Raw genomic sequence first — 24,402 nt, 5'->3', positions numbered from 1 at the left:
AAATAGGAATTTATAGATAGGAGATATAACCCCAAAATGTTCGTAGTAGGTCAGCGCTGGATTAGCGAATCAGAAAATAATTTAGGCTTAGGTATCGTAACAGCAAGTGATAATCGTACTGTTACCATTCAATTCCCGGCGGCAGAGGAAGAGCGTATTTATGCGCTTTCGGTTGCACCTTTAACTCGTGTGCAATTTCAAAAAGGTGATCGAATCAATAGTGTAGAGGGGTGGCAGTTAGATGTTGAAGAGGTTGTCGAAAACCAAGGTTTTATTATCTATTTAGGTAAGCGAGCTGATTCCGGTGAAGAAGCGGTATTGCCTGAAATGCAGTTAGACCATAAAGTAAGCTTCAGCAAGCCGCAAGATCGTTTATTTTCAGCACAAATTGACCGTTCTGACCGTTTTGCTTTACGTTATCGAGCATTACAGCACCAACAAGCTCAATTTCAATCGCCGTTACGTGGAATGCGAGGCATTCGTGCGAGCTTAATTCCGCACCAATTACATATTGCTAAAGAAGTCGGACAGCGTGTTGCGCCTCGTGTGTTATTAGCGGATGAAGTCGGTTTAGGTAAAACGATTGAAGCGGGGATGATTTTACAGCAACAACTTTTCTCCGGTAGAGTAGAACGTGTATTAGTGCTTGTGCCGGAAAGCTTGCAACATCAGTGGTTGGTTGAAATGTTACGTCGTTTCAACTTGAAATTCTCATTATTTGATGAAGAGCGTTGTAGCGATTTTGATAAAGCGGATGAAGACGGTAATGATGTCAGCGAAAACCCGTTTGATAGCGAAGCGTTAGTGATTGCTTCAATCGACTGGTTAGAAACCTCTCCTAATCGTGCAAAACAAGTATTGGCAAGCAATTGGGATATGCTCATCGTGGATGAAGCGCACCACTTAGAATGGTCGGAAAACGAGCCGAGCGTCGGTTATCAATTTGTTGAGCGTTTATCAAAACAAACTCCGGCAGTATTGCTTCTCACTGCAACGCCTGAGCAATTAGGGCAAGAAAGCCATTTTGCACGTTTAGCATTATTGGATGCGGATCGTTTCTACGATTACAACAGCTTTGTTGCTGAGCAAAAAGATTACAAGCCGGTGGCGGATGCGGTAGCAAGCTTACTGAATGACAAACCGTTGAGCAATGAAGAACAAAATAGCATTGCGGAATTACTCAGTGAGCAAGATACTGAACCGATGTTTAAAGTGATCAATAGCGAAAAATCAAAAGAAAATGACCGCTTGCAAGTGCGTCAAGAATTGATTCGTGAGCTGATTGACCGCCATGGTACCAGCCGAGTGTTATTCCGTAATACTCGCCAAGGTGTGAAAGGTTTCCCACATCGTGTTTATCATCAAATTACCTTGGAAATGCCGAGTCAATATACCAATGCGTTAAAAGTGATGGGAATGATGGGCGGCGTAACCAAAGATGATCAGCTTTATCCGGAACGTTTATTCCAACGGATGAATCCAGCGGCAAAATGGGCGGATTTTGACCCTCGTATCGAATGGTTGATTACCTTCCTGAAAAACCACCGTGACGAGAAAATCTTAGTTATTTGTAAGCAAGCCGATACTGCAATTGCATTGGAACAAATCTTACGTGAACGTGAAGCGATTCGTTCGGCGGTGTTCCACGAAAAAATGTCGATTGTAGAACGAGACAGAGCTTCCGCTTATTTCGCACAAATGGAAGAAGGCGCTCAGGTCTTGATTAGTTCAAGCATCGGCTCGGAAGGGCGTAACTTCCAATTTGCCAGCAATTTAGTGTTGTTCAATTTACCGGATAATCCGGACTTATTGGAACAAAGTATCGGACGTTTAGACCGTATCGGTCAGAAAAATGATATTCAGATTCACGTACCGTGCTTTGAAAATTCAATGCAAATGGTATTGGCGACTTGGTATCATCAAGGTCTAAATGCGTTTGAAGAAACTTGCCCGATGGGCGCCGCATTATTCCGTGAATTCGGCGAAGAGTTGGAAATCTTCCTGAAGAATCCGCAAGCGGTCGGATTTGACGAATTTCTTGCAAAAACCTTTAAACGCCAACAACAGCTGAAAGCGGAATTAGAGCAAGGTCGAGATCGTTTACTTGAGCTAAATTCAAATGGCGGTGAAGTGGCACAAGAGTTAGCTGAGGCGATTGCGAAAGAAGATAATAATCCGCACTTAGTCAATTTTGCTTTGAGTTTATTTGATGTTATCGGCTTAGAGCAGGAAGATTTAGGCGAGCAATCTATCGTGATTAGCCCGACCGGCCATATGTTGGTACCGGACTTCCCGGGGATTGCGGAAGACGGTACGACAGTCACCTTTGATCGCCAGCTTGCACTCATGCGAGAAGACGTTGAGTTTTTAACTTGGGATCACCCAATGATTCGTAACGGTATTGATTTGATTACTTCCGGCGATATCGGTAAATCGGCAATTTCGTTACTGATTAATAAAAACTTACCGGCAGGTACCTTATTGCTTGAAGCGATTTATATGGTGGAAACACAAGCGCCGAAAGGCTTAAATTTAACGCGTTTCCTTCCGCCGACACCGGTACGTATCCTATTAGATAACAAAGGTAACGATATGGCGGCTCAGGTGTCGTTTGCAGGGCTTGAGAAGCAGTTAAAACCGGTGAATAAACAAATGGCAAATAAAATTGCGAAGATGGCGCAAGCGGATATTAAGAAATTAATTAGTATCAGTGAGCAAAAAATCGCAGTCAAATTACCGGAATTGATTGAAAAAGCCAGCCAAGAAGCGGATAGTATCTTAAGTGCGGAATTACATCGTTTAACCTCGTTACAAGCGGTGAATAAAAACATCCGTGCCGATGAAATTGAAGCATTGGAAAAACAACGTGTCGAATCGCTGAATCAAATTGCATTAGCGAATTGGCGTTTAGATAGCTTACGTGTCATTGTAAGTAATAAAGAATAGAGTATTTATCACGGAATAGACGGAAATACGATAAGCGTGAATTTGCAGAAAAAAGTTCAAAATTCACCGCTTGTTTCTTGTATTCGTCCATTCCGTGTTTTTTATGGTAAGAAAAATGGCATTAATTGAATATCATCCCCCACTTGAACCGTTTTTAACGGAAGTTTATCGTGATAATCATATTTTAGTGATTAATAAACCGAGTGGGTTGCTTTCAGTACCGGGCAATCGCCCTGAGTATTATGACAGTGCAATGACACGTGTGCAGCAGAAATACGGTTTTACCGAACCGGCACACCGTTTGGATATGGCAACCAGCGGCATTCTGTTATTTGCACTCAGCAAAGCGGCGGAAAAAGAGTTGAAGCGTCAGTTTCGTGACAGGGAACCGAAAAAGCATTATATCGCTTTGCTTTGGGGCAAATTAGGCGAAAAGGTCGGTGATACCGGTGAAATGAATTTTCCACTGATTTGTGACTGGGAAAATCGTCCTCGTCAGAAAATTTGCTATGAACGAGGTAAAAAGGCGATTACGCATTATGAAGTATTGGCACATTTACCGAATAATACCACTCGAGTGAAGCTTACCCCGATTACCGGTCGTTCACATCAGCTAAGAGTGCATTCGCTTGCGTTAGGACATCCGATTCTCGGTGATAAATTTTATGCTAATCCATTAGCTAAAAGTTTAGCACCTAGATTGTGTTTACACGCAGAAAGCTTAACTATTACGCACCCGATTAGCGGTGAAGTGATGACCTTTAGTGCGTTAGCTGATTTTTAAGTAAATTTTTGTTTAAATAACTTTACTTTAGTGTAAATTAACGTTATTATGTAACTGTTTTAGGCAAGTTAGCCCTTGTCATGAAACAGGCTGTCATCAGATGGCTTAGAAAATTTTATTCATTCCTAATATTGGCTAGTTCTTCGGAACTAGCTTTTTTTTGCTTTTAATGCTGAATATTAAATTAGTGTATGTTTTTATTTTTTAATATAGGAGTGTAAGAAAAGATTCTTAAACTGAACATAGTTCAATTATACATTTTGTTTAAAAAATAAGTTTTGAAACGAAAGATGAAAAATAATTTATCTTTCATTTAAAAATAGCTTGTAATTTATTTTATTTAGAATAGAATATATTTCGTAACTTCGGCAATACCACATAATTGCAGAGGGGACAGTCGTTAAATAACTAAGAAAATTTTATTCATTATATTATCTTATTGGCTAGGCTAATCACCTAGCCCTTTTTTTATTTTGAATTTTGTTATTAATAAATAATTATTAAAATATTTCAACTTTATATTAAAAATATATTATAAATTTTATTTAGTTATTAATGTTATATAATATTCCCAATTGAAATATTGACCAGGGTCGATTTTTCTACCGGGAGAAACGTCATTATGGCCGACAATACGCTCAGGTGTAATAGCCGGATACGCCGCCATAATTTCCTTGGTTAGCGCTGCGAGTGATTGATACTGCTGTTCTGTAAAAGGCTGGTTGTTACTCCCTTCTAATTCGATACCTATCGAATATTCATTGCATTTATCTCGCCCGTTAAATTCGGATAATCCAGCATGCCATGCCATATCATTAAAATTCACATATTGGGTAATTTCTCCCTTGCGATTAATTAAACAATGCGCAGAAACACGTAAATCTTTTATTTCTTCAAAATAAGGATGAATGGTCGGATCTAGATTTCCTTGAAAAAATTGGTCGATAAAATTTCCACCAAATTCTTCTGGGGGGAGGCTAATATAATGAATAACTAATAATGAAATATCATTTTCTTGAGGTCGTTGATTAAAATGTGTGGATGGAACTTGTCGTTGGTGAATTAATTTTCCGTTTTGAATAGTAAGATTCATATTCTGCCTTATGTTTATTCTGGTGTTAAGCGTGATGAAGTGGAAGCATGAAAAAATTACTGAACAATCGTTCATGAAAATATTGTTTTCACATAAAACATTACGCAACGTAATCTCAAATTGTGTTACATTTCTGTGTTTTCTATGCTATTCCGTGTTAAAATTAACGAATTAACTTATTGAAAAAAGAGAGAATTATGCTTAGTTATCGCCATAGCTTCCACGCGGGTAACCACGCCGATGTTGTGAAACATATTGTTCAACTTTTGATTTTACAATCATTAAAACAGAAAGATAAAGGCTTTCTTTATCTTGATACTCATTCCGGTGTTGGGCGTTATAGTTTATTGAGTGCAGAGTCGGAGAAAACCGGAGAGTACTTAGAAGGTGTAGCCCGTTTATGGGAACGTACAGATTTACCGGAAGAAGTAACGCTATACATTAACGAACTGAAAAAAATTAATAAAGGCGATAAGTTACGTTATTACGCAGGTTCTCCTTTGTTGGCGGTTAATCAGTTACGCCCACAAGATCGTGCAATTTTAACCGAGCTACATCCGAATGATTTTCCATTATTACGTCAAGAATTTGCCAAGAAAGCGAATGTGGTGACTAAGCGTGAAAACGGTTTTCAGCAATTAAAATCCGCATTACCGCCGAAAGAACGTCGTGGATTTGTCTTAATCGATCCGCCGTATGAATTAAAAGAAGATTATGAGTTGGTGGTGAAAGCAATTGAGGAAGGCTATAAACGTTTTGCTACGGGGATTTATGCGATTTGGTATCCGGTGGTGTTACGTCAGCATACTAAACGTATTGTGCGTGGTTTAGCTGATACCGGTATCCGCAAAATTTTACAAATTGAATTGGCGGTGCGTCCGGATTCGGATCAACGAGGTATGACGGCAAGCGGTATGATAGTGATTAATCCGCCGTGGCAATTAGAAAGTCAGATGAAAAAAATTCTACCTTATTTAACGGAAGTGCTTGTGCCGGAGGGTACGGGTAGTTGGTCTGTTGAATGGATTACTCCTGAATAATCTTTTCCCCTAGCCTTTTATTAGGTTAGGGGATTTTTTTGCAATTTTTTTAGTAAAAATAACCGCTTATAGAGGATAAACATGGAACAATATAAACACGATTTTATTGAATTTGCATTAAGCCGTAATGTTTTAAAATTCGGTGAATTTACCTTGAAATCCGGCAGAAAAAGCCCTTACTTTTTTAATGCAGGTTTATTCAATACCGGCAGAGATCTTGCCAAACTCGGCGAGTTTTATGCGCAAGCGATCCAAGCAAGCGGTCTAAATTTTGATGTACTTTTCGGGCCGGCTTATAAAGGTATCCCGATTGCGACTACAGTTGCAGTTGCGTTAGTAAATCAATTTGATGTGGATAAGCCTTGCTGTTTTAATCGTAAAGAAGCGAAAGATCATGGTGAGGGCGGTAATCTTATCGGCTCATCTTTAAAAGGGCGTATTTTATTGGTGGATGATGTAATTACCGCTGGCACGGCAATTCGTGAGTCGATGGAAATCATTAATGCAAACCAAGCGGAGTTAGCCGGTGTATTGATTGCGTTAAACCGTAAGGAAAAGGGCAAAGGTGAACTTTCTGCGATTCAAGAAGTTGAACGTGATTACGGTTGCCAAGTTTTTTCGATTGTCGATTTTGATGATTTACTGTCATTTATTGAGAAATCAGAGCAATATACACCATATTTAGCTGCAATGAAGGCATATCGTGAGCAATATGGCGTTAAGTGATTATGAATTTTATTCATAATGAGTGAAGATAACTTTCATCTGAGAAAAGCATCAACTGGGCTTGTTCTGAAATGAAATTTCACTTAAATTAATCTCAGTGATAACAAATAAGAATATACGGAGTAAAACATGGCAAATACAACATTACCTTTTCATGCGGACACAGTGGGTTCATATTTAAGAACAGACGCTTGGAAAAAAGCGCATGCAGATTACAAAGCTGACACAATTTCTCTTGAAGCACGTGATGCGATTGTTGAAGAAGAAGTAAAAAAATTAGTACAAGCACAATTAGATGCAGGCATTCAAGTGGTAACAGACGGTGAATTCCATCGTTCTTGGTGGCACATCGATTTCTTAGAAAACTTGAACGGAATCGAAGGTTATGTACCTGAAAAAGCTTATGCATTCAAAGGTGTAGAAGTGCGTCCTTACAACACTCGCTGTTGTGGAAAAGTATCTTGGAACCCAAACCATCCATTCCTTGCACATTTCAAAAAATTCAATGCGATTGTGGCAGGCAGAGCGGTAGCGAAATTCACGATTCCAAGTCCGAATCAATTAATGTATCCGGCACAATGGGATCACGGTATCTACGCAACCCGTGAAGAATTTGCTAAAGATGTGCAACAGGCTTATAAAGACGCAATTAAAGCATTCTATGATGCGGGTTGCCGTTATTTACAAATTGATGACGTGTATTGGGGCTCACTCTGCAATAATTATCAGCAACCGACCTTTGAAGCGGATAAAGCACAAGCCGTTGCGAATATTCAAGCGATTTTAGCGGACAAACCGGCAGATCTAACTATTACGACTCACGTTTGTCGTGGTAACTATAAATCTTCTTATTTATTAGAAGGTGCTTATGATCCAATCGCTGACGGCTTATTCGGTCAAACCAATTATGACGGTTACTTCTTAGAGTATGATGATGAACGTTCAGGTGGTTTTGAACCATTAAAACATTTTGCGAACAATAAAGGCCGTGTAGTGTTAGGTTTAGTGAGCTCAAAATTCCCGGAATTAGAAGACAAAGAAGCGATTAAAGCTCGTATTGCCGAAGCAGCGAAATATGTACCGCTTGAGCAACTTTGTTTAAGTCCGCAATGTGGCTTTGCTTCAACTGAAGAAGGTAATGTGATGACCGAAGAGCAGCAATGGGCAAAAGTACGTCACGTTGAAGAAATTGCTAAAGAAGTGTGGGGCGAAGATTAATTCTTTATTGGCAACTTTTTAAGTAAAAATGACCGCTTGTTAGATATGCAAGCGGTCATTTTTTATGGTTTTTTTACAAGTTACACCCAGCCAAGTTGGCGTAAGATCAGCAAACCCAAACTAGAAGTAAACATTGAACCGACTGTTGTAATACCAATTAAATTAGCCGTAGAAACAGCATCACCGCCATAATTACGAATCATTGCATAAGTGGCGGCGGCAGTCGGTGCTGAGGTGCTAAGAAAGACGATACCGAGCTCCATTGGTGATAAGTCGAAAACCCATTTACCTAAACTAAATAGGAAAACAGGGGCGGCAAATAAGCGAATGCTCGCAGAAAGCAAAACTAAACGGTTAGTTGTACTACCTTCGCCCTTTTTAAATTTGCGTAGCTGTTTAAAATCAATACTTGCGCCGGTACAAATAAGCGCCAATGGCAGCGTTAGTCCGCCAATAGCTTGCCCAGTTTTCAGTAACGGCGTCGGTAATTCCAATTTGAGTTCATTGAAGATAAGCCCAAGTACCAAACCAATAATCAACGGATTTTTCAAAATGGAAATAAATAATTTGCAGAGCTTAGGTTTGCCGTCATTAAATGCCTTAGTTAGTGTGATAACCGCTAACGTATTGAATAAAATTACAGATACCGCAACGTAAATCGAAGCAGCTGTCATTGCCGCATTACCATAGGCATTCATAATGAGTGCCAAACCAAGGATAGCAATGTTGCTACGAAACGTTCCTTGAGTGAAAACAGCACGAAATGGCTTGTCTGCAATATATTTCCCTGCCCACCATTCGGCAATAAGGTAGATTGTCAGCGTGCCGATAATCGCGGTCAGAATCAGCGGAATATTCGCAGCATAATTCAGCTCGCCTTTTTGCATATTTAAAAAGAGCAAGGTAGGAATTGCAAAATTAAACAGGCTTTTCGATGCCATATTGCAGAAATGGTCATCAATATATTTTTTGCGGCGCAACAATATACCGGCAAACATTAATAAAATGGTCGGCAAGGTCGTGCTAATACTGAATTGAAGGGCTTCTAAGAACATGGATATTCCTCGTAAAAACAAACAAGCGGTCAAATTTGTAGAAATTTTTACAAATTCAACCGCTTGTCATTAAAGCCCTGCTTTAAGGCTGGCTTCAATAAATTTATCTAAATCACCGTCAAGCACCGCTTGAGTATTGCGGTTTTCAACACCGGTACGTAAATCTTTAATACGTGAATCATCTAATACGTATGAACGAATTTGGCTGCCCCAACCGATATCTGATTTACTTTCTTCCATCGCTTGTTTTTCCGCATTCTTCTTCATCATTTCCATCTCGTATAATTTCGCTTTAAGCTGCTTCATACATTGATCTTTGTTTTGGTGTTGCGAACGGCCGTTCTGACATTGCACCACAATACCGGATGGAATATGGGTAATACGTACCGCCGATTCGGTTTTATTAACGTGCTGACCGCCCGCACCGGACGCACGGTACACATCAATACGTAAATCCGCTGGGTTGATCTCGATATCAATATCGTCATCGATTTCCGGATAAACGAAGGCAGCAGCAAACGAAGTATGACGGCGGTTATTCGAATCAAATGGCGATTTACGCACTAAACGGTGAATACCGGTTTCGGTACGTAACCAACCGAACGCATATTCGCCGGTAATTTTAACGGTTGCCGATTTTAAACCGGCAACATCACCGTCCGACACCTCAATTAATTCGGTTTTAAAGCCTTTGCTTTCCGCCCAACGTAAATACATTCGCAGTAACATTTCCGTCCAGTCTTGCGCTTCGGTACCGCCAGAACCTGCTTGTAAATCGACATAACAATCCGCCGCATCATGCTGACCGCTAAACATACGTTGAAATTCAAGCTTCGCTAATTTTTCTTCTAATTCGTTGGCTTCAGCTTGTGCTTCATTAAACGTATCTTCGTCTTCCGCCTCTACGGCTAATTCGATTAAGCCTTCAACATCTTCCACACCTTGATCCAATGCTCGAATCGTATTGACCACCATTTCTAATGCAGAGCGTTCTTTACCTAATGCTTGCGCTTTTTCCGGCGTATTCCAGATTTCCGGCTGTTCTAATTCAGCATTGACTTCTTCTAAGCGTTCGACTTTGGCATCAAAGTCAAAGATACCCCCGAAGTACGTTGGTACGCTCAGTTAAATCGGCTAATTGAGTTTTAATTGGATTCAGTTCAAACATTATTTTTCCCTCTTTTAAAATTGACCGAGAATTATAGCGCAAGCGGTCATTTTTTTGGGGATTTTTGCAAAAAATTGCTCAATTTTAACCGCCTGCTATTGCTATAATAAATAAAAAAATCAAGGAATAACTTATGCCTAAACGTCCCCAAAATATTCATAATACTCTTTTCCAATTGGAAATCTTACGTCGTATTCCAAAGGGAAAAGGGCGTTACATTACTGCAAAGCAATTACATTCCCAATTAGAAGAACTCGGTTTCGATAAAGATATTCGTACCGTACAGAGAACATTAAATATTTTATGTGCACATTTTGATATTGAAAAAGATGATCGTGATATTCAGCATGCTTATCGTTGGAAAGAACAAGCGAAAGGACTGGCAATTTCTACGTTAACTGCTCACGAATCTTTATTATTAATGTTGGCTGAGGAACATTTAAAGAATCTGTTGCCGGCGAATTTAATGAAATCCCTCAAACCGTTTTTTGATGAAGCACGTTATCAAAAACAATTTGGTAAAGAAACGCTTGAATATAAATGGTTGGATAAAGTTAGCAGCGTACCGACCAGCCAGCCATTGCTTCCTGCGAAAGTTTCTCCTGATATTTTTGAAGCAGTCAGTTCGGCATTATTTGAAAATAAATTATTGAATGTTGAATATCAAAATCAGCACGGTAAGAAAAATAAAGCGCAAGTGATGCCGCTTGCTTTGGTTCAACAAGGTGGTGCAATGTATTTAGTTGTGCAATATGAGGGGTTTGAAAATTATCGTCATCTTGCCTTACATCGTATTAAAAAAGCAGCAGTTTCGACTTTCAGTTTTGAATATCCGAAAGATTTTAATCTTAAACACTATCAAGAGCAGGGGAATTTCGGTTTTGGTGACGGTAGTATGGTCAAGCTGACTTTCTCTATTTCTCATTCGGCAGGTTTTCATTTAACTGAAACACCGCTTTCAAAAGATCAGCAAATTTTAGAAGAAACTGAAGCGTTTTACCGAATCCAAGCCACTGTTCCCGACAATGAAATGCTGACTTGGTGGATTCGTAAATTTGGAACGGATATTTGGGATATTGAAAGAGAGGCAATTTGGGGATAGTTGAGAATAAATCAAGCGGTAAGATTTATAATAAATCTTGTGAATCTTACCGTCTAACTTTAGCGTTTTAACATATGCATTATCAATCTAATTAAAGTTTCTTTCTGCTTTGGATTGGATTCGGCAACTAATAATGTTAGAGCGGCAAGCCCGGTATCGTTAATAATCGGAATATTGTTTTGATTAAATAAGCGTTGATTTCTATGGAGAAAATCGACAAATAAGAAAGCACCACTTCGTTTATTTCCATCAGCAAACGGGTGATTTTTGACGACGAAGTAGAGTAAATGTGCTGCTTTTGCCTCAATACTTGGATAAGCCGGTTCACCGAATACGGTTTGTTCAAGATTACCTAAAATAGCGGAAAGTCCGTTATCTCTCTCAAGCCCGAATAACTCGGAGGCTTCTCCTCGAACCATTAATTGTTGCTTTAATTCGTGTAATGCTTGTTTAGTTTGTTCAATGGTTGGTAATTTTCCTCCGACTTGAACTTTAGGTTCGATTAGCAATCCTTCATCATATTGTTGCAACCATAAAAACGTATGAGTATAGCGACTGACAATATCGACCAACCCCCGCCCGCTTTCAATCGTCAATTCCGAAGAGTTTGCTGTTTTTTGAATTAAAGCTAAGGCTTGTTCCAATTCATAGGCATTTTGTTGCAAACGTTTTTGATTAATGGCATAGCCTTTCGTTAAATAATCTTTTAAACGAGTGGTCGCCCAAATACGGAATTGAGTGGCGGATTTGGATTTTACACGATAGCCAACAGAAATAATGGCATCAAGATTATAGTGTTTGACTTGTCTGGTAACTTTACGATTACCCTCCAATCGAACTACCGAGAAATCCTTGGTAGTTCGAATTTCTTCTAGTTCTTTCTCCTTAAAAATATTCTTTAAATGTAAACTGATATTATCTGTTGAGGTTTCAAAAATCTTCGCCATTTGAGCTTGTGAAAGCCAAACTGTTTCATTTTCAAAGCGAACTTCAACTTGCATTGAGCCGTCTTCGGCTTGATAGATTTCGATTGGATTTGTCATATCTTTCTCCTTTTATTGACATCATTACCTTAGTGGAATATGCGGAAAAATATTTGAATAGTTTTGCTATGTAGATCGAAAATTTACAAAAATTCAGTGATTCTGCTCAGTTATTAAAGGTGTGTTATTTGAGAGGGTAATTGATATTGCGACATAATGTGTCACATATTTTGTAAGAGTGTTTTAAGTGGAAAACGACATATATTGTCGTAATATTATTTATTATTACTGATGTGAAATCAGCAAAAGGAGCCGTTTTATGAGTAGCGAATATAATTTAAATCCACCAACTGTATCCCTTTTTTCTGAAAAACTTTTGCTTAAGATTTTATGTGAACATAATGGCTTTAATCACTTTTTTCGTTCCCATGGTTGGAGTGATGATACATTAGCTTATGCGTTAGGTTTGAATAATGAATGGGATAATCAAGAAAGTATTTCGAGTGTGAAATTACTGCTGCAAAAACGTTATCAAGAAATTAAAAAATGCCCTTTCTCCGTGCCGAGTGAGTTAGAAATTGCTTATCAAAATATTAATAAATTAACGCAATATATTGAGTTGAATGAGGTTGAAAAAGCGATTTTTACATTAGTTTTTCACTTAAAGCATGAAGAGATCATTGAAAACGGGTTTAATTTTTTAGGTTCGGTAAATATTACTTCTGCGATTGGCTGGATCAGTAAATTATGTTCACTAGATAAATCAGCGGTTAAATTAGCACTTGCAAAAAATCAAAAATTAAAAACTTATGGGTTAATTGAGCAATCTTGCCATAATACTGATCTTGAAGGTTATTTAGAATGGGGAGACACATTAGATTTTGATGAATTTCTTAATGAACCGTTAACGGAAAAAAGTCTATTAGCTCGTTGCTTAATTCCGGCGGCAGAGCCACATTTGACATTAGCTGATTTTGAACATATTCAATCCATGCAACAAATTATGCTGAATTATCTCCGACAAGCGGTAGATACGCATAAAAAAGGTGTAAATATTTTACTTCACGGCTTACCGGGAACGGGTAAAACAGAATTTGCAACTTTATTAGGTAAGTTACTTCAAATTGATACCTATATGCTACATTTCTCAGATAGCGATGGTGAAACGTTAAATGCGAAGACTCGTCTGAATAGCTGTGTATTGGCACAAAAATTGTTAACGGATCGTAGCAGTATGCTCATTTTTGATGAGATTGAAGATGTATTTTCAGCCGGTTTATTTGAACGTTCAGTTGCACAATCGAATAAAGCGTGGGTAAACCATTTTTTAGAAAATAATAATGTACCTATGATTTGGATTTCAAATGATATCAATAGTATGGACAACGCCTATTTACGCCGTTTTGATATTATTTTTGAAATGCCTGATTTACCTTATAAGCAGAAAGAACATTTAATTCGTAACTTAGCCGGAGAACAGTTATCTGAACGTTATATTCAGCATTTTGCGAAAATTCCATACTTATCTCCGGCAATATTAGAACGGACATTAAAAGTCGTTACCAGCCTTGAACCTAATAGTCAAGTAGCCTTTGCCGAACAGACCAGAACGCTATTTAATCAAACATTGCAGGCACAAGGTTTTAAGAAAATCGAACCGCTTACTGAAAGCCTACAAGCAGACTATTCTTTGGATTTCGTTTCGTGTAAAGCGGATATTTATAAAATCAGTAAAGGATTAAAACAAACAAAATGCGGACGAATTTGCTGTTATGGTGTACCGGGAACAGGTAAGACTGCATGGGCAAAATGGTTGGCACAAGAGCTTGAAATGCAGCCGCTTGTATTACAAGGATCTGATTTATTGGATATGTATGTAGGAGGAACGGAGCAAAAAATTGCAGCTGCTTTTGAACGAGCAAGAAATGAGAATATGTTACTGATTTTAGATGAGGTGGATAGTTTTCTGTTTACTCGACAAAGCGGACAACGTAGTTGGGAGCATAGCCAAGTCAATGAAATGCTCACACAAATTGAAAAATTTGAAGGTTTAATGGTGATTTCAACCAATTTGCTTGATGAGCTTGATCCGGCAGCACTTCGCCGTTTCGATTTAAAATTACAGTTTGATTACCTCAAACCGCAGCAAAGTGTTGCATTAGCTAAAATTCAAGCGGCTAAATTTGAATTGAATTTTACAGAAAATGTTCAGCAAAAAATTGAACGACTTCCTATGTTAACACAAGGTGATTTTGCTGCTGTGGCTCGCCGTCACCGTTTTGCTCCTTTTGAAAATGAGAATGAATGGATTGATGCATTGGAAGATGAATGTCGCCTTAAACAGGGAAAAGTATCTAGAAGAATTGGTTTTTAAGTTCGTTTATTGCGATTTTTAACAGTTTATTTTTGTTAAGCGACATAATTTGTCGCTGGATTATAAAAAATGGAAATAAAACAGGAGTAAAAATGAAAAACGATCTTGATTATGCGATTTCTTTGTTAGCCAAAGCAGATGGAATCTTAATTACGGCGGGTGCTGGAATGAGCACAGATTCAGGGTTACCTGATTTCCGTAGTTCAGGCGGATTATGGAATGCTTATCCGCCCTTAGAAAAATTTCATCTCTCTTTTATGCAAATCGCAACGCCAAAAGCATATATTGAACGACCCGATTTATCTTATTGGTTTTGGGGGCATCGTTTGAATCAATATCGCCAAACACCACCACACGAGGGATATGCAATTTTAAAAGCGTGGGCAGAAAAAATGCCGAATGGCTATTTTGTTTATACCAGCAATGTTGATGGTGCTTTTCAAAAGGCGGGCTTTTCAGATGAACGAGTGTATGAAATTCACGGCACAATTTTTCGTACGCAATGCTTTTATAACTGTAATGATGAAAGTTGGGTAACGGATTTTCAACCAATCACAGATGATCAGCAATGCCGAGTATTAAATAAAACACCAATTTGTCCCCATTGTGGGGAAATGGCTCGCCAAAACGTATTAATGTTTGATGATTATTTATTCTGCGAACAACATTATGCACCGAAAGAAATTGCACTGCGTGATTGGTTAAAGCAAGTAAAAAATTTGGTGGTTATTGAGCTTGGGGCAGGAAAAGCGATTCCCACAGTTCGCCGATTTTCTGAAAGCACAGCCAAAGCTAAAAAAGCTGGTTTTATTCGAATCAATAAACTGGATGCAGGCGTTCCAAAGATGCACTTTTTGAGTTTAGAAATGAATATTCTTGAAGCACTAAAAATGCTAAATACTATGTGGCAAGAAAAGCAAAATAAAACTATTAAAAATAGTATAAAAATACAACGCTTGATTGATTGATTGATTGATTGATTGATTGATTGATTGATTTGCAGTATTTTCGTTTTTATTTTAACAAACTGAAAAGGTATAGAGTATGAATTTTGAAGAAATGAATCGTTGGCAAAAAATGGGCATTTTAGAATCTGCTATTATTGATCAACTGCGTAAATTAGGCGGTAAAAGTTCACGTAAAAAATTAAGATCTGAATTGCGTGAGAATTTAGAAGCAATTCCAGAAGAAGCCTTTGATGAAAGAAAAATTGGGAAAAATGGTAGGCCTTATTGTCCGTTAGATATTATTATTCAATTTACTTTAAAGAATTTAGAAATCGCAGGTTTTATTTCTTTCCCTGAACGAGGACAATTAGCCTTAACAGAACGTGGAATCATTTGTGATCTCAACAATGTAATGGATAAAGAAGCTCAACAAAGAATTCACGAATATTGGACAACAAATAAAGGTAATAGAAAGAAAAATAGAGATGTAGAAGAACTTCAAAACTTTAATACGCCATTAAATATTGAATCCCACATTATGCCAGAAAAACATATTGATGAAATAGGCGATGATGATGAAGAGCTAGAAGAAGGCTGGGAAGCAGTGCTGAGAAATCGCTTAGCTGAAATGCAACCGCAAAAATTTGAGCTATTCTGCCGAAAAATCCTCGAAGAAATAGGTTTTGAAATGGATGAAAAATTAGGAGTAGTTGCATCAAGAGATGGTGGCATTGATGGCTACGGTTATTTTAGAAGTAATGATCTTAGAACTTCAAGAGTTGCAATCCAAGCTAAACGTTGGAACAATTCAAAAGTCGGATCGCCAGAAATTGATCAGTTCCGAGGTGTGATAGATAAATTCAATGCAGAGTATGGTATTTTTATCACAACATCAGAGTTTTCAAGAGCTGCGATAGAAGCAGCGAAAGCGGGTTCAAAAGTGATCACGTTAATTGATGGTGAAGACATTATCGAATTAGTGAAAAAATATAAAATTGGGATAAAAACAAAACTTGTTAAACAAATTGAGCTAGATTCTTTCTACTTTGATGAAATTGAGGGCTAAGCAATGAATACGTATTTAGTTACATTTAGCGGAAAAAAAGGACATACAAATGCCAGTCCAATGGAGCGTGTAAAAGCAGAATCGGAATATAAAGCGGTGGAGATTGCAACACAGAAAGTATTACGTTTTGCTAATGGAATGTATAAAGACTTTAATTTACAAGTGAAAAGTGTGAAAAAAGTATAGTTTTCATCATCTAAAGAAGCGGTGAAATTTTGCAGAAAATTTGTAAAATTTCACCGCTTCTTTTTAGTAACGACACTAATTGTCGTTGTTTGAGTTATTGTATTCTTCGAAAAGCATAAAAGGAGCAAAGAATGCAAAAACCGATTTTATATATTGATATGGATAATGTATTGGTTGATTTTAAATCAGGCATCGAACAATTATCTGATGAAGTTCGCCAACAATATGCAGGTCGATTAGATGAAGTACCACACATTTTTTCACTAATGAAACCAATGAATGGCGCAATAGAAGCCGTAGAACAATTAAAAGCGCATTATGATATTTACGTATTATCAACAGCACCTTGGGAAAATCCAACCGCTTGGTCAGATAAATTAAATTGGATTAAAACATATTTTGGCGATGTATTTTATAAACGTTTAATTCTAAGTCATCATAAAAATTTAAATGTAGGCGAGTATTTAATTGATGATCGCACTGCAAATGGTGCGGGCTATTTTAAAGGAACACTTTTGCAACTTGGTCAAGAATATGCAGATTGGCAGGCTATTACAGATTATTTATTGTCTGAAGCTAGATTATATAAAAATATCGAAGCTAAGTTAGCTGAAAATTTAGAATTAATGAATCGTATTTGGTCATTACACTCAAAAGACGAAAAAGTTTTTATTTACTCAAATGGAGAACGTGATTTATCCGCAGAACAACGTAAACGCCCTGAACATTCAGCATTCAATTTATCTACATTTTTACAAGAGAAAATAAATTGTTTGCGTTATGAAATTCATACTCAAGAAGGAATTGTTTATTGCTTAATTAATCATAAACGTTATAAAACATTTAAACAGATTGTAAATAAATGGCAAAAAATGTATTCACGAGAATTTATTGAATATGCTAAAGATAATACGTCATTTTTAAATTCATTAAGTTTATTTGCTGATTTTAAAAAATGTTCCTTTATTCAACTAGAAAAAGTAGAAAAATGTTTTGTGAGTTACCCTACTACTGGGCGAGGACTTGAGTATAAGCGTAAAATAGATGAGACTATTCAAGGTAATCTTAAAAATTTGAAGGAGTAAATAATGAATAAAAATTTACCGAAAGTGGTAGTTCTAACGGGAGCAGGGATTTCAGCGGAATCAGAGATTGAAACTTTCCGAGCTAGCACCGGATTATGGGAAAATCATAAAGTCGATGATGTTGCAACCCCTGAAGGATTTATGCGTAATCCTGAATTAGTACAACGTTTTTATAATGCACGCCGAGCAAGGTTATTTGATGCAGATGTGCAACCTAATGCAGCACATTTAGCTTTAGCAGAATTAGAAGAAAAGCTAGGCGATAATTTCTTATTAGTCACACAAAATGTGGATAATTTACACGAACGTGCGGGCAGTAAACGTGTTGTACATATGCACGGAGAACTGCTTAAAGTACGTTGTGTAAGAAAGGGAACGGTATATGACTGGCAAGAAGATATTACGGATGAGAGCCTGTGCCAATGCTGCCAGCCTCCTCAAAAATTGCGCCCACATATCGTTTGGTTTGGGGAAATGCCACTACAAATGAATTGTATTGAAGATGCTTTATGGGAATGTGATTACTTTATCTCGATTGGTACTTCCGGTAATGTTTATCCGGCAGCAGGCTTTGTGAATATTGCGGATCGAGCCGGTGCTGTGACGGTGGAGCTGAATTTAGAACCGAGTGAAAAACATTCCTCATTTCATTATAGCCATCAGGGAAAAGCAACTGAAATTGTGCCAAAGTTTGTGAGAGAATTATTGGATAAATATGTTTAATATTTATTTTACCCAACAATCGGCTAAACATAAAAAAGTCAACCAAGATGCATTATTTAATGGCATTGAGGTTTACCAATATATTTTGAAATTAGCAGACGTGGTAACGTTACGGCAAGAATCAGTAATAATCGGTATTGCTGATGGTGTTTCTCATAGCACAAACTCCCAGTTAGCAAGCCGATTTTTTATGAATCAATTAAAAACTTGCGAAAATCTTTCAGCTTCTTGGTTACGTTATCAACATAAATTATTTTGTGAAACTTATTCAGAAAAATATTGGGGCAGTGCCACCACATTTGTTGCTTGCCAAATTAACAATGATGGATTAGCTAATCTTGTTAATGTTGGGAATAGTCGTGCTTATAAAATTTCAGCAAATGGGAAATGGCAACAAATAAGCCAAGATCATACTTTAATTTCAATATTAAAAGCAGATGGAATCGCAATAGAGGATGTGGAGTATTCAGGTCTATATAATGGGTTAGAATCTTGCTTAATTGTGGATTTTGAAGAAACGGATTTTCAAATTTTTTCACACACCTTTTATTTACAACAAGAGGAAGTTATTTTGCTTTGTTCTGATGGGCTGACTGATTTTATCTCAGAAAAGGTCCGAGAACAGATTTGGCAACAATATGAAAATATTGAAGAAAAAATTACCGCTTATAGAAAGTATGTAAAACGACAAAGATTTAATGATGATTTCTCAGTGATTGTGTGTAGAAGATAAGCCCTCTTTTGAGGGCTTTGTTTTGCAGAAAATGTACATTTTTAACCGCTTGTTTCACAAGCAAAAATCCCCATAACAGTAAGAGTTTCCGAATCTGATTCGGATATTGATGTACCGAAAATTATCGTGCCGGCTTCATCGCTTATCGAATGAATTCCATCCAGAATTAGATTAATTTCGTCAAGTTCAAGATTTAAGCCTGATTGCATATCGATAAGGACAGCATCAACTTGACTGGCATATCTAAATTTAGCCTGTTCGATAAATTTATTTATAATTAATTCTACTCTATTTTTTCCGGACGCAGATTCGATTATGAAAAATGCGTTATCCGCTCCCCAAAGGATTGAGCAAACATCTTGAATATCAATATTAGTTAACCCCGGACAGGACATTATATTCGGTAGGTGTGAAAATTGAATTAATCTTTGTTCAAGATGATTTTTCGCTTCTTGCTCAGCTAATTGATAAATTTCACATTCTTTCTGTAAGTCAAAATGTACTATGCAACTGTGATCAGTATGGAGTTTTTTTGTACGTGCAATAATTTGAGCATTTTCTTGTAAATATTGGGCAGCAATCACTACAAGCGTGTTATTGCTTGTTTGAATCAATGCTTGAGCAATATTAAAGTCTTCTTCATTATCAATATCAACATAGATCAGTAAGAAATCGACACCTTTGAGTAATTCTATCGATTTTTGTTGCTGTTCTGCCGAGGTTACAAGTAATTTATGATGCGCCATCACTTTACTTAAACGCTGTTCATTGTGATCAATGGCAATATAAAACACATTTTCAGCTGGCTTTTTTATCATTTTCTGAATAAGTTTGCCGCCTGATTCGCCAATACCGATAAGGCGAATAATTAGATTATTTGGTTCTTGCATTGGAACAAACATATTTCCTCCAAGGGGACTTATGGTTTATAGATACTGATGTGAAACGGGCGTTTAGCTGTAAGTCCTAGATAATGCTTAATGCGTTGAATAATGAGAGCATTTTGTGTTTGAATTGCACTTTCCATTGTGATTGTATCTGCCAGCCTTAATAAATCATTGTTATTAAACAGTTCACAAATATCACAAGCGGTTGCTAATTCCTGTTTGGCGAAATAGACCAATCGGCTACGTTTATTACCCTCAAAATAAAAAGGAGTGACGATAAATGCCAAAACTTGACAGCCTTGTGCTTTAGCTAAACGAGCTATTTCCGGAGCAATACCCGTACCATTTCCTCCACCTAAACCACAAAATAAAACGATAATATCTTGTCCGGTGACTGCTTCGATAAGTTGCGGTTCACTTATCTTCACCGCTTCTTGAGCAAGTAACGGATCAGGTCCGCAACCAATGGGAGAATTACCTATATGTAGCGTATTAAACGATGATTTACGTAGAGAAATCAGATTGGTATTGATTAACAGATAATCCTGTTCGGGTAAAACATTTGCCACTTCCATTAAGATATTTTGTCCTGCACTACCAATACCAATAAAGCGAATCTTACTTTCAGGTGTAACGGTTATACGATTATTTTTGGGTGTAATTAAAGAGGGTTTTAGGGTAATGAGCGGATAACGTTTTTTATATTTTTTAGGCAATGTTGTAACTTGGGGGGATTTACTATATTGCGGTTGTGAAACGATTTTAGTTTGTGAAGTTTTCCGATTAAAACATTTGAAAAGAGAACAAATTTTGCGAAACATACTGATTTTCCTATATAAGAATAAGAACACTTAATTTTTTTGAATATTAATAGTAACCAATAGGTGCGACATTTCATGTCGTGTTAGCGTTCATTATGGGGTTTTACAAAAAATTGCTCAAATCTGACCGCTTGTTGGCGTACAATAACCGAATTCAGAGATAGATTACGAGGTATAAAATGGCGGAAGAACCGATTCGTTTGACGCAATACAGTCACGGTGCCGGTTGAGGCTGTAAAATTTCTCCTAAGGTGTTAGGGACAATTTTACAAAGTCAGCTGGAAAAATTTGTTGATCCGAATTTATTAGTGGGTAATGAAACCGCTGATGATGCCGCTGTGTATGACATCGGTAATGGCGTTGGCATTATCAGCACGACGGACTTTTTTATGCCGATTGTGGATGATCCGTTTGATTTCGGGCGCATTGCGGCGGCAAATGCGTTGAGTGATGTGTTTGCAATGGGCGGTAAGCCGATTATGGCGATTGCGATTTTGGGCTTCCCGGTAAACAAGTTACCGGCGGAAGTGGCACAAAAAATTGTGGAAGGTGGACGTTTTGCTTGTCAGCAAGCCGGTATTGCCTTAGCCGGCGGTCATTCGATTGATTCGCCTGAGCCGATTTTCGGGCTAGCGGTAACCGGCATGGTTAGCACTGAACAAGTGAAAAAGAATGCTTCGGCAGAAGCTGGCTGTGAGTTATTTTTAACTAAACCGCTTGGTATCGGTGTGCTGACAACCGCCGAGAAGAAAGGTTTATTAAAAGCGGAACATCAGAATCTTGCACGTGATGTAATGTGTCAGATTAATTTGATTGGTGCAAAATTCTCGCAATTATCCGATGTGAAGGCAATGACAGATGTTACCGGTTTTGGTTTGTTAGGGCATTTAAGTGAAATCTGCCAAGGCTCTAATCTGCGTGCCGAAGTGAATTTTGCTGAAGTCCATACGCTAGGCGGTGTAAAAGACTATATCGCTCAAGGTGCAGTACCGGGTGGAACAAATCGTAACTTTGACAGCTATGGACATTTGATTTCAGCTATGACCGATGAACAAAAGGCGATTTTGTGTGATCCGCAAACTTCCGGCGGTTTGTTGATTGCCGTACGCCCACAAGCGGTTGAAAAAGTACAACAAATTGCAAAACAGGCAAACGTGCCTCTATTTAGAGTGGGGCGTTTACTTGAGGCGGACAGTGCGAAGCCGTTAATTGACGTCATTTAAGCGGAAAATTGGGGAGCGGGTATGCATAAACCGAATATTACTTTAGCCTGTGTGGTACATTGCAAAGGTAAATTTTTATTTGTGGAAGAAATCGAATACGGTAAACGAACCTTAAACCAACCGGCAGGGCATTTGGAAGCAAATGAAACGTTGTTGGAAGGGGCGAGTAGAGAGTTATTTGAGGAAACTGGGATTCGTGCCGAAGCCCAACGTTTAATTAAGATTTATCAATGGCACGCACCTCGTTCACAGACCGATTATTTACGTTTTGTATTTGCGGTTGAATTAGATGATTTTGTGCCGATTTCGCCGCAAGATAGCGATATTACTCAAGGATTTTGGCTGAGTTTAGAGGAATTTAAGCATTTTATTCAGCAGGAAGGACAATGCGAACGTAATCCGTTAGTTAGCCAGTCTATTGAAGATTATTTGAGTGGAGAAAGCTATCCGCTTGATGTGTTACGTGTGTTTGAATAAGAGGTGGAAATGGCAGAGCAGTTTGATGTGGTCATTGTCGGCGGAGCGGTAACCGGTTCGGTGTTGGCATTGGCGTTAAGTAGCTTGTCACAACATAAGATGCGGATTGCGATCGTTGAAAAACAGTTGCCTGATTATGCGCAACAAGGCGGTTTTGATGCACGTAGTATTGCGTTGGCACAAGGCAGTTTGCAAAAATTTGCTCAAATTCAACCGCTTGTCGGCAGCTCACTTACCGAACAAATTCAGCAAATTGCCACGCCAATTCAACAGATTCAAGTATCGGATGTTGGACATTTCGGTAAAACGACATTAAAAGCAAGTGAATTGAATTTAGTACAATTAGGTGTCGTGGTGGAGCTTGCAAAATTAGGCAAAAATTTGACCGCTTGTATTGAGCAGCAGCCGAATATCCATCGGTTTTGTCCGAATCAAATAGTTCATTTCGAACGCTCACAAACTGAGGTTTCGCTTACGTTAAAAAATGGCGAACACATTAGAACACAGCTGATAATTGCTGCAGATGGGATTCAATCCCAAATCGCTCAGCAGTGCGGTGTTGAAACTGAGCTATTAAAGGATTATCAACAATCAGCTTTAATTGCAAATGTCGAAATCAGCGAACCGCATAAAGGTCAAGCTTTTGAGCGTTTTACTACGCAAGGTCCGTTAGCGTTGTTGCCGTTAAGTGATAATCGAATGTCATTAGTGTGGTGTGTGAAACAAGCTGAAGATTTGATGGAGCTTTCTGATGATGAATTTCTTTCGCAATTACAGCAGCAATTCGGTTGGAAATTAGGGCAGTTTTTGCGAGTCAGTAAGCGGTTTGTTTATCCGCTCACTTCGCAAAAAGCGCAATCGCATATTCATCATCGCTTGGCGATTGTAGGCAATGCGGCACAATTATTACATCCGGTTGCCGGACAAGGTTTTAATCTAGGTATGCGAGATCTGTTTACCCTTGCACAACTATTGTCAAAAGCCTTTGAACAAGGGGAAAATTTGGGCGAGTTCATATTGCTTAATCAATTTGAGCAATCGAGAAAGCAAGATCAAGCAGAGATTATTTCTCTAACAAGCGGTCTGATTTCACTGTTTTCTTGTGATTTATTACCGCTACAAGCGGTCAGAAATTTAGGCTTATTTGCGATTTCGCATAGCAAGTTATTGCGAGAAAATATTGCAAATAGGGCTTTAGGTTGGCAATAAAAAGTAAAAAGGACGCACTTGGGCGTCCTTTTGTTTATAGTTGATATTTTTTCATTAATTTTAATTTTTCATGTGAGATTTCATTACCTAATTGGGTAATGATTCGCCCTTTATCTTGAACCGATTGCGCCAGTGCTTCATTGGGCTGAGATTCTAGTTTAATCATATCTCTGAACGTTTCTTGGCTTAATTGTAACGCTCTTAAGCCGATATTTTTAATTGGTAAAATTTCATCATTTTGGATATCCAGATAGTTCAACGATGCTTGGATCGTATCCACTTCTTCTAAATAATTTTGCATAGTTTCAATGCGCGCATATTTATTTGTAGCGGTTTCTAAACCGTACATCGCAAAGACGGTCGCTTGGATATAATCATTTCCGTAAACCTCATCCCAATGATGAAAGCGTTGGAAATCAGCCTGTGGAGAGTGGTTTTCCAGCGCTGTACAACCGATAAGACCTAATATAAATGAATAAGAAATAATAATTTTTATTATGTTGTGCATTTTGATGCTGTTTGCTGCCGAGTGAAAAAGGCTAGGCATTGCCTAGCC

The 24,402-nt window shown here is 38.0% G+C and carries 23 protein-coding genes; 16 read left to right on the top strand and 7 right to left on the bottom strand.

What is annotated here, in order from left to right:
• Nucleotides 1–36 precede the first annotated feature (36 nt).
• Together rapA and rluA are read left to right on the top strand one after the other, a co-directional pair.
• A complete protein-coding gene (gene rapA / locus ASU1_RS05565; protein ID WP_014991813.1) occupies nucleotides 37–2,946 on the top strand; it encodes an RNA polymerase-associated protein RapA in 2,910 nt (969 codons plus the stop codon).
• Nucleotides 2,947–3,061: 115 nt separating this feature from the next.
• Nucleotides 3,062–3,730 carry a bifunctional tRNA pseudouridine(32) synthase/23S rRNA pseudouridine(746) synthase RluA gene (gene rluA / locus ASU1_RS05560; protein WP_014991812.1) on the top strand — a complete coding sequence of 223 codons (669 nt, stop codon included), beginning with the start codon at nucleotides 3,062–3,064 and terminating at the stop codon, nucleotides 3,728–3,730.
• Nucleotides 3,731–4,271: 541 nt separating this feature from the next.
• Here rluA and ampD read toward each other — a convergent pair.
• Entirely contained in the window at nucleotides 4,272–4,823 is a 552-nt protein-coding gene (gene ampD / locus ASU1_RS05555; protein WP_039195209.1) for a 1,6-anhydro-N-acetylmuramyl-L-alanine amidase AmpD, read from the bottom strand.
• 197 nt (nucleotides 4,824–5,020) lie between these two features.
• Between ampD and ASU1_RS05550 the strand changes: the two genes are divergently transcribed.
• From ASU1_RS05550 to ASU1_RS05540, 3 genes are all read left to right on the top strand, one after another.
• Nucleotides 5,021–5,863: a 23S rRNA (adenine(2030)-N(6))-methyltransferase RlmJ gene (locus ASU1_RS05550; RefSeq protein WP_014991810.1), complete on the top strand. Its 843-nt coding sequence runs from the start codon at nucleotides 5,021–5,023 to the stop codon at nucleotides 5,861–5,863.
• Between the two features lie 81 nt (nucleotides 5,864–5,944).
• The gene (gene pyrE / locus ASU1_RS05545; RefSeq protein WP_014991809.1) at nucleotides 5,945–6,589 is read left to right on the top strand and encodes an orotate phosphoribosyltransferase; all 645 of its coding nucleotides are present in this window, start codon (nucleotides 5,945–5,947) and stop codon (nucleotides 6,587–6,589) included.
• A 129-nt stretch (nucleotides 6,590–6,718) separates the two neighbouring features.
• A complete protein-coding gene (locus ASU1_RS05540; protein WP_014991808.1) occupies nucleotides 6,719–7,807 on the top strand; it encodes a 5-methyltetrahydropteroyltriglutamate--homocysteine S-methyltransferase in 1,089 nt (362 codons plus the stop codon).
• 80 nt (nucleotides 7,808–7,887) lie between these two features.
• Here ASU1_RS05540 and ASU1_RS05535 read toward each other — a convergent pair whose 3' ends face one another.
• Nucleotides 7,888–8,862, bottom strand: coding sequence for an AEC family transporter (locus ASU1_RS05535; RefSeq protein ID WP_014991807.1), 975 nt, complete (start codon nucleotides 8,860–8,862; stop codon nucleotides 7,888–7,890).
• A 69-nt stretch (nucleotides 8,863–8,931) separates the two neighbouring features.
• Nucleotides 8,932–10,030, bottom strand: a protein-coding gene (gene prfB / locus ASU1_RS05530; protein ID WP_099046803.1) for a peptide chain release factor 2 whose coding sequence is annotated in 2 segments (ribosomal slippage) — nucleotides 8,932–9,954 and nucleotides 9,956–10,030 — 1,098 coding nt in all. Because the reading frame shifts where the segments join, the coding sequence is not laid out codon by codon here.
• Nucleotides 10,031–10,163: 133 nt separating this feature from the next.
• Here prfB and ASU1_RS05525 point away from each other — a divergent pair.
• Complete coding sequence (locus ASU1_RS05525; RefSeq protein ID WP_014991805.1) at nucleotides 10,164–11,132, top strand: helix-turn-helix transcriptional regulator; 969 nt, start codon at nucleotides 10,164–10,166, stop codon at nucleotides 11,130–11,132.
• A gap of 59 nt (nucleotides 11,133–11,191) precedes the next feature.
• On the opposite strand, the gene ASU1_RS05520 is transcribed toward ASU1_RS05525, so the two are convergent.
• Nucleotides 11,192–12,175: a virulence RhuM family protein/type II toxin-antitoxin system death-on-curing family toxin gene (locus ASU1_RS05520; protein ID WP_039195205.1), complete on the bottom strand. Its 984-nt coding sequence runs from the start codon at nucleotides 12,173–12,175 to the stop codon at nucleotides 11,192–11,194.
• Between the two features lie 259 nt (nucleotides 12,176–12,434).
• On the opposite strand from ASU1_RS05520, the gene ASU1_RS05515 reads away from it, so the two are divergent.
• The 7 genes from ASU1_RS05515 to ASU1_RS11790 all read left to right on the top strand — a co-directional run bounded on the left by ASU1_RS05515 (nucleotide 12,435) and on the right by ASU1_RS11790 (nucleotide 19,229).
• A complete protein-coding gene (locus tag ASU1_RS05515) occupies nucleotides 12,435–14,489 on the top strand; it encodes an AAA family ATPase (RefSeq protein ID WP_014991803.1) in 2,055 nt (684 codons plus the stop codon).
• A 92-nt stretch (nucleotides 14,490–14,581) separates the two neighbouring features.
• Nucleotides 14,582–15,457 (top strand): SIR2 family NAD-dependent protein deacylase, encoded by an 876-nt coding sequence (locus tag ASU1_RS05510; protein ID WP_014991802.1) that lies wholly within the window; start codon nucleotides 14,582–14,584, stop codon nucleotides 15,455–15,457.
• 76 nt (nucleotides 15,458–15,533) lie between these two features.
• A complete protein-coding gene (locus tag ASU1_RS05505) occupies nucleotides 15,534–16,502 on the top strand; it encodes a restriction endonuclease (RefSeq protein WP_014991801.1) in 969 nt (322 codons plus the stop codon).
• A 3-nt stretch (nucleotides 16,503–16,505) separates the two neighbouring features.
• Entirely contained in the window at nucleotides 16,506–16,688 is a 183-nt protein-coding gene (locus tag ASU1_RS05500) for a hypothetical protein (protein WP_005619899.1), read from the top strand.
• Between the two features lie 131 nt (nucleotides 16,689–16,819).
• Nucleotides 16,820–17,773: a 5' nucleotidase, NT5C type gene (locus tag ASU1_RS05495; protein WP_039195201.1), complete on the top strand. Its 954-nt coding sequence runs from the start codon at nucleotides 16,820–16,822 to the stop codon at nucleotides 17,771–17,773.
• Between the two features lie 3 nt (nucleotides 17,774–17,776).
• Nucleotides 17,777–18,496 (top strand): Sir2 family NAD+-dependent deacetylase, encoded by a 720-nt coding sequence (gene cobB / locus ASU1_RS05490; RefSeq protein ID WP_014991799.1) that lies wholly within the window; start codon nucleotides 17,777–17,779, stop codon nucleotides 18,494–18,496.
• Nucleotides 18,489–19,229, top strand: coding sequence for a PP2C family protein-serine/threonine phosphatase (locus tag ASU1_RS11790; RefSeq protein ID WP_014991798.1), 741 nt, complete (start codon nucleotides 18,489–18,491; stop codon nucleotides 19,227–19,229). The genes cobB and ASU1_RS11790 overlap by 8 nt, the downstream gene beginning before the upstream one ends.
• A 41-nt stretch (nucleotides 19,230–19,270) precedes the next feature.
• On the opposite strand, the gene ASU1_RS05480 is transcribed toward ASU1_RS11790, so the two are convergent.
• Nucleotides 19,271–20,131: an FtsZ/tubulin family protein gene (locus tag ASU1_RS05480; RefSeq protein WP_014991797.1), complete on the bottom strand. Its 861-nt coding sequence runs from the start codon at nucleotides 20,129–20,131 to the stop codon at nucleotides 19,271–19,273.
• Nucleotides 20,132–20,148: 17 nt separating this feature from the next.
• The gene (locus tag ASU1_RS05475) at nucleotides 20,149–20,937 is read right to left on the bottom strand and encodes an FtsZ/tubulin family protein (RefSeq protein ID WP_014991796.1); all 789 of its coding nucleotides are present in this window, start codon (nucleotides 20,935–20,937) and stop codon (nucleotides 20,149–20,151) included.
• A 179-nt stretch (nucleotides 20,938–21,116) separates the two neighbouring features.
• On the opposite strand from ASU1_RS05475, the gene selD reads away from it, so the two are divergent.
• From selD to ubiH, 3 genes are read left to right on the top strand one after another with little or no spacing between them, the layout of a single operon-like run.
• A complete protein-coding gene (gene selD / locus ASU1_RS05470; RefSeq protein ID WP_081541499.1) occupies nucleotides 21,117–22,160 on the top strand; it encodes a selenide, water dikinase SelD in 1,044 nt (347 codons plus the stop codon).
• 21 nt (nucleotides 22,161–22,181) lie between these two features.
• Entirely contained in the window at nucleotides 22,182–22,637 is a 456-nt protein-coding gene (locus tag ASU1_RS05465) for an NUDIX hydrolase (protein WP_014991793.1), read from the top strand.
• Nucleotides 22,638–22,646: 9 nt separating this feature from the next.
• On the top strand, nucleotides 22,647–23,846 hold the full coding sequence (gene ubiH, locus ASU1_RS05460; RefSeq protein WP_014991792.1) for a 2-octaprenyl-6-methoxyphenyl hydroxylase: 1,200 nt from the start codon (nucleotides 22,647–22,649) through the stop codon (nucleotides 23,844–23,846).
• Nucleotides 23,847–23,880: 34 nt separating this feature from the next.
• On the opposite strand, the gene ASU1_RS05455 is transcribed toward ubiH, so the two are convergent.
• Complete coding sequence (locus ASU1_RS05455; RefSeq protein ID WP_014991791.1) at nucleotides 23,881–24,354, bottom strand: hypothetical protein; 474 nt, start codon at nucleotides 24,352–24,354, stop codon at nucleotides 23,881–23,883.
• Between the last annotated feature and the right edge of the window lie 48 nt (nucleotides 24,355–24,402).

Source organism: Actinobacillus suis ATCC 33415 (assembly GCF_000739435.1).
Taxonomy (GTDB): domain Bacteria; phylum Pseudomonadota; class Gammaproteobacteria; order Enterobacterales; family Pasteurellaceae; genus Actinobacillus; species Actinobacillus suis.
The sequence above is the reverse complement of the archived record's forward strand: the minus strand, read 5'-3'. Positions and strand labels throughout refer to the sequence as shown.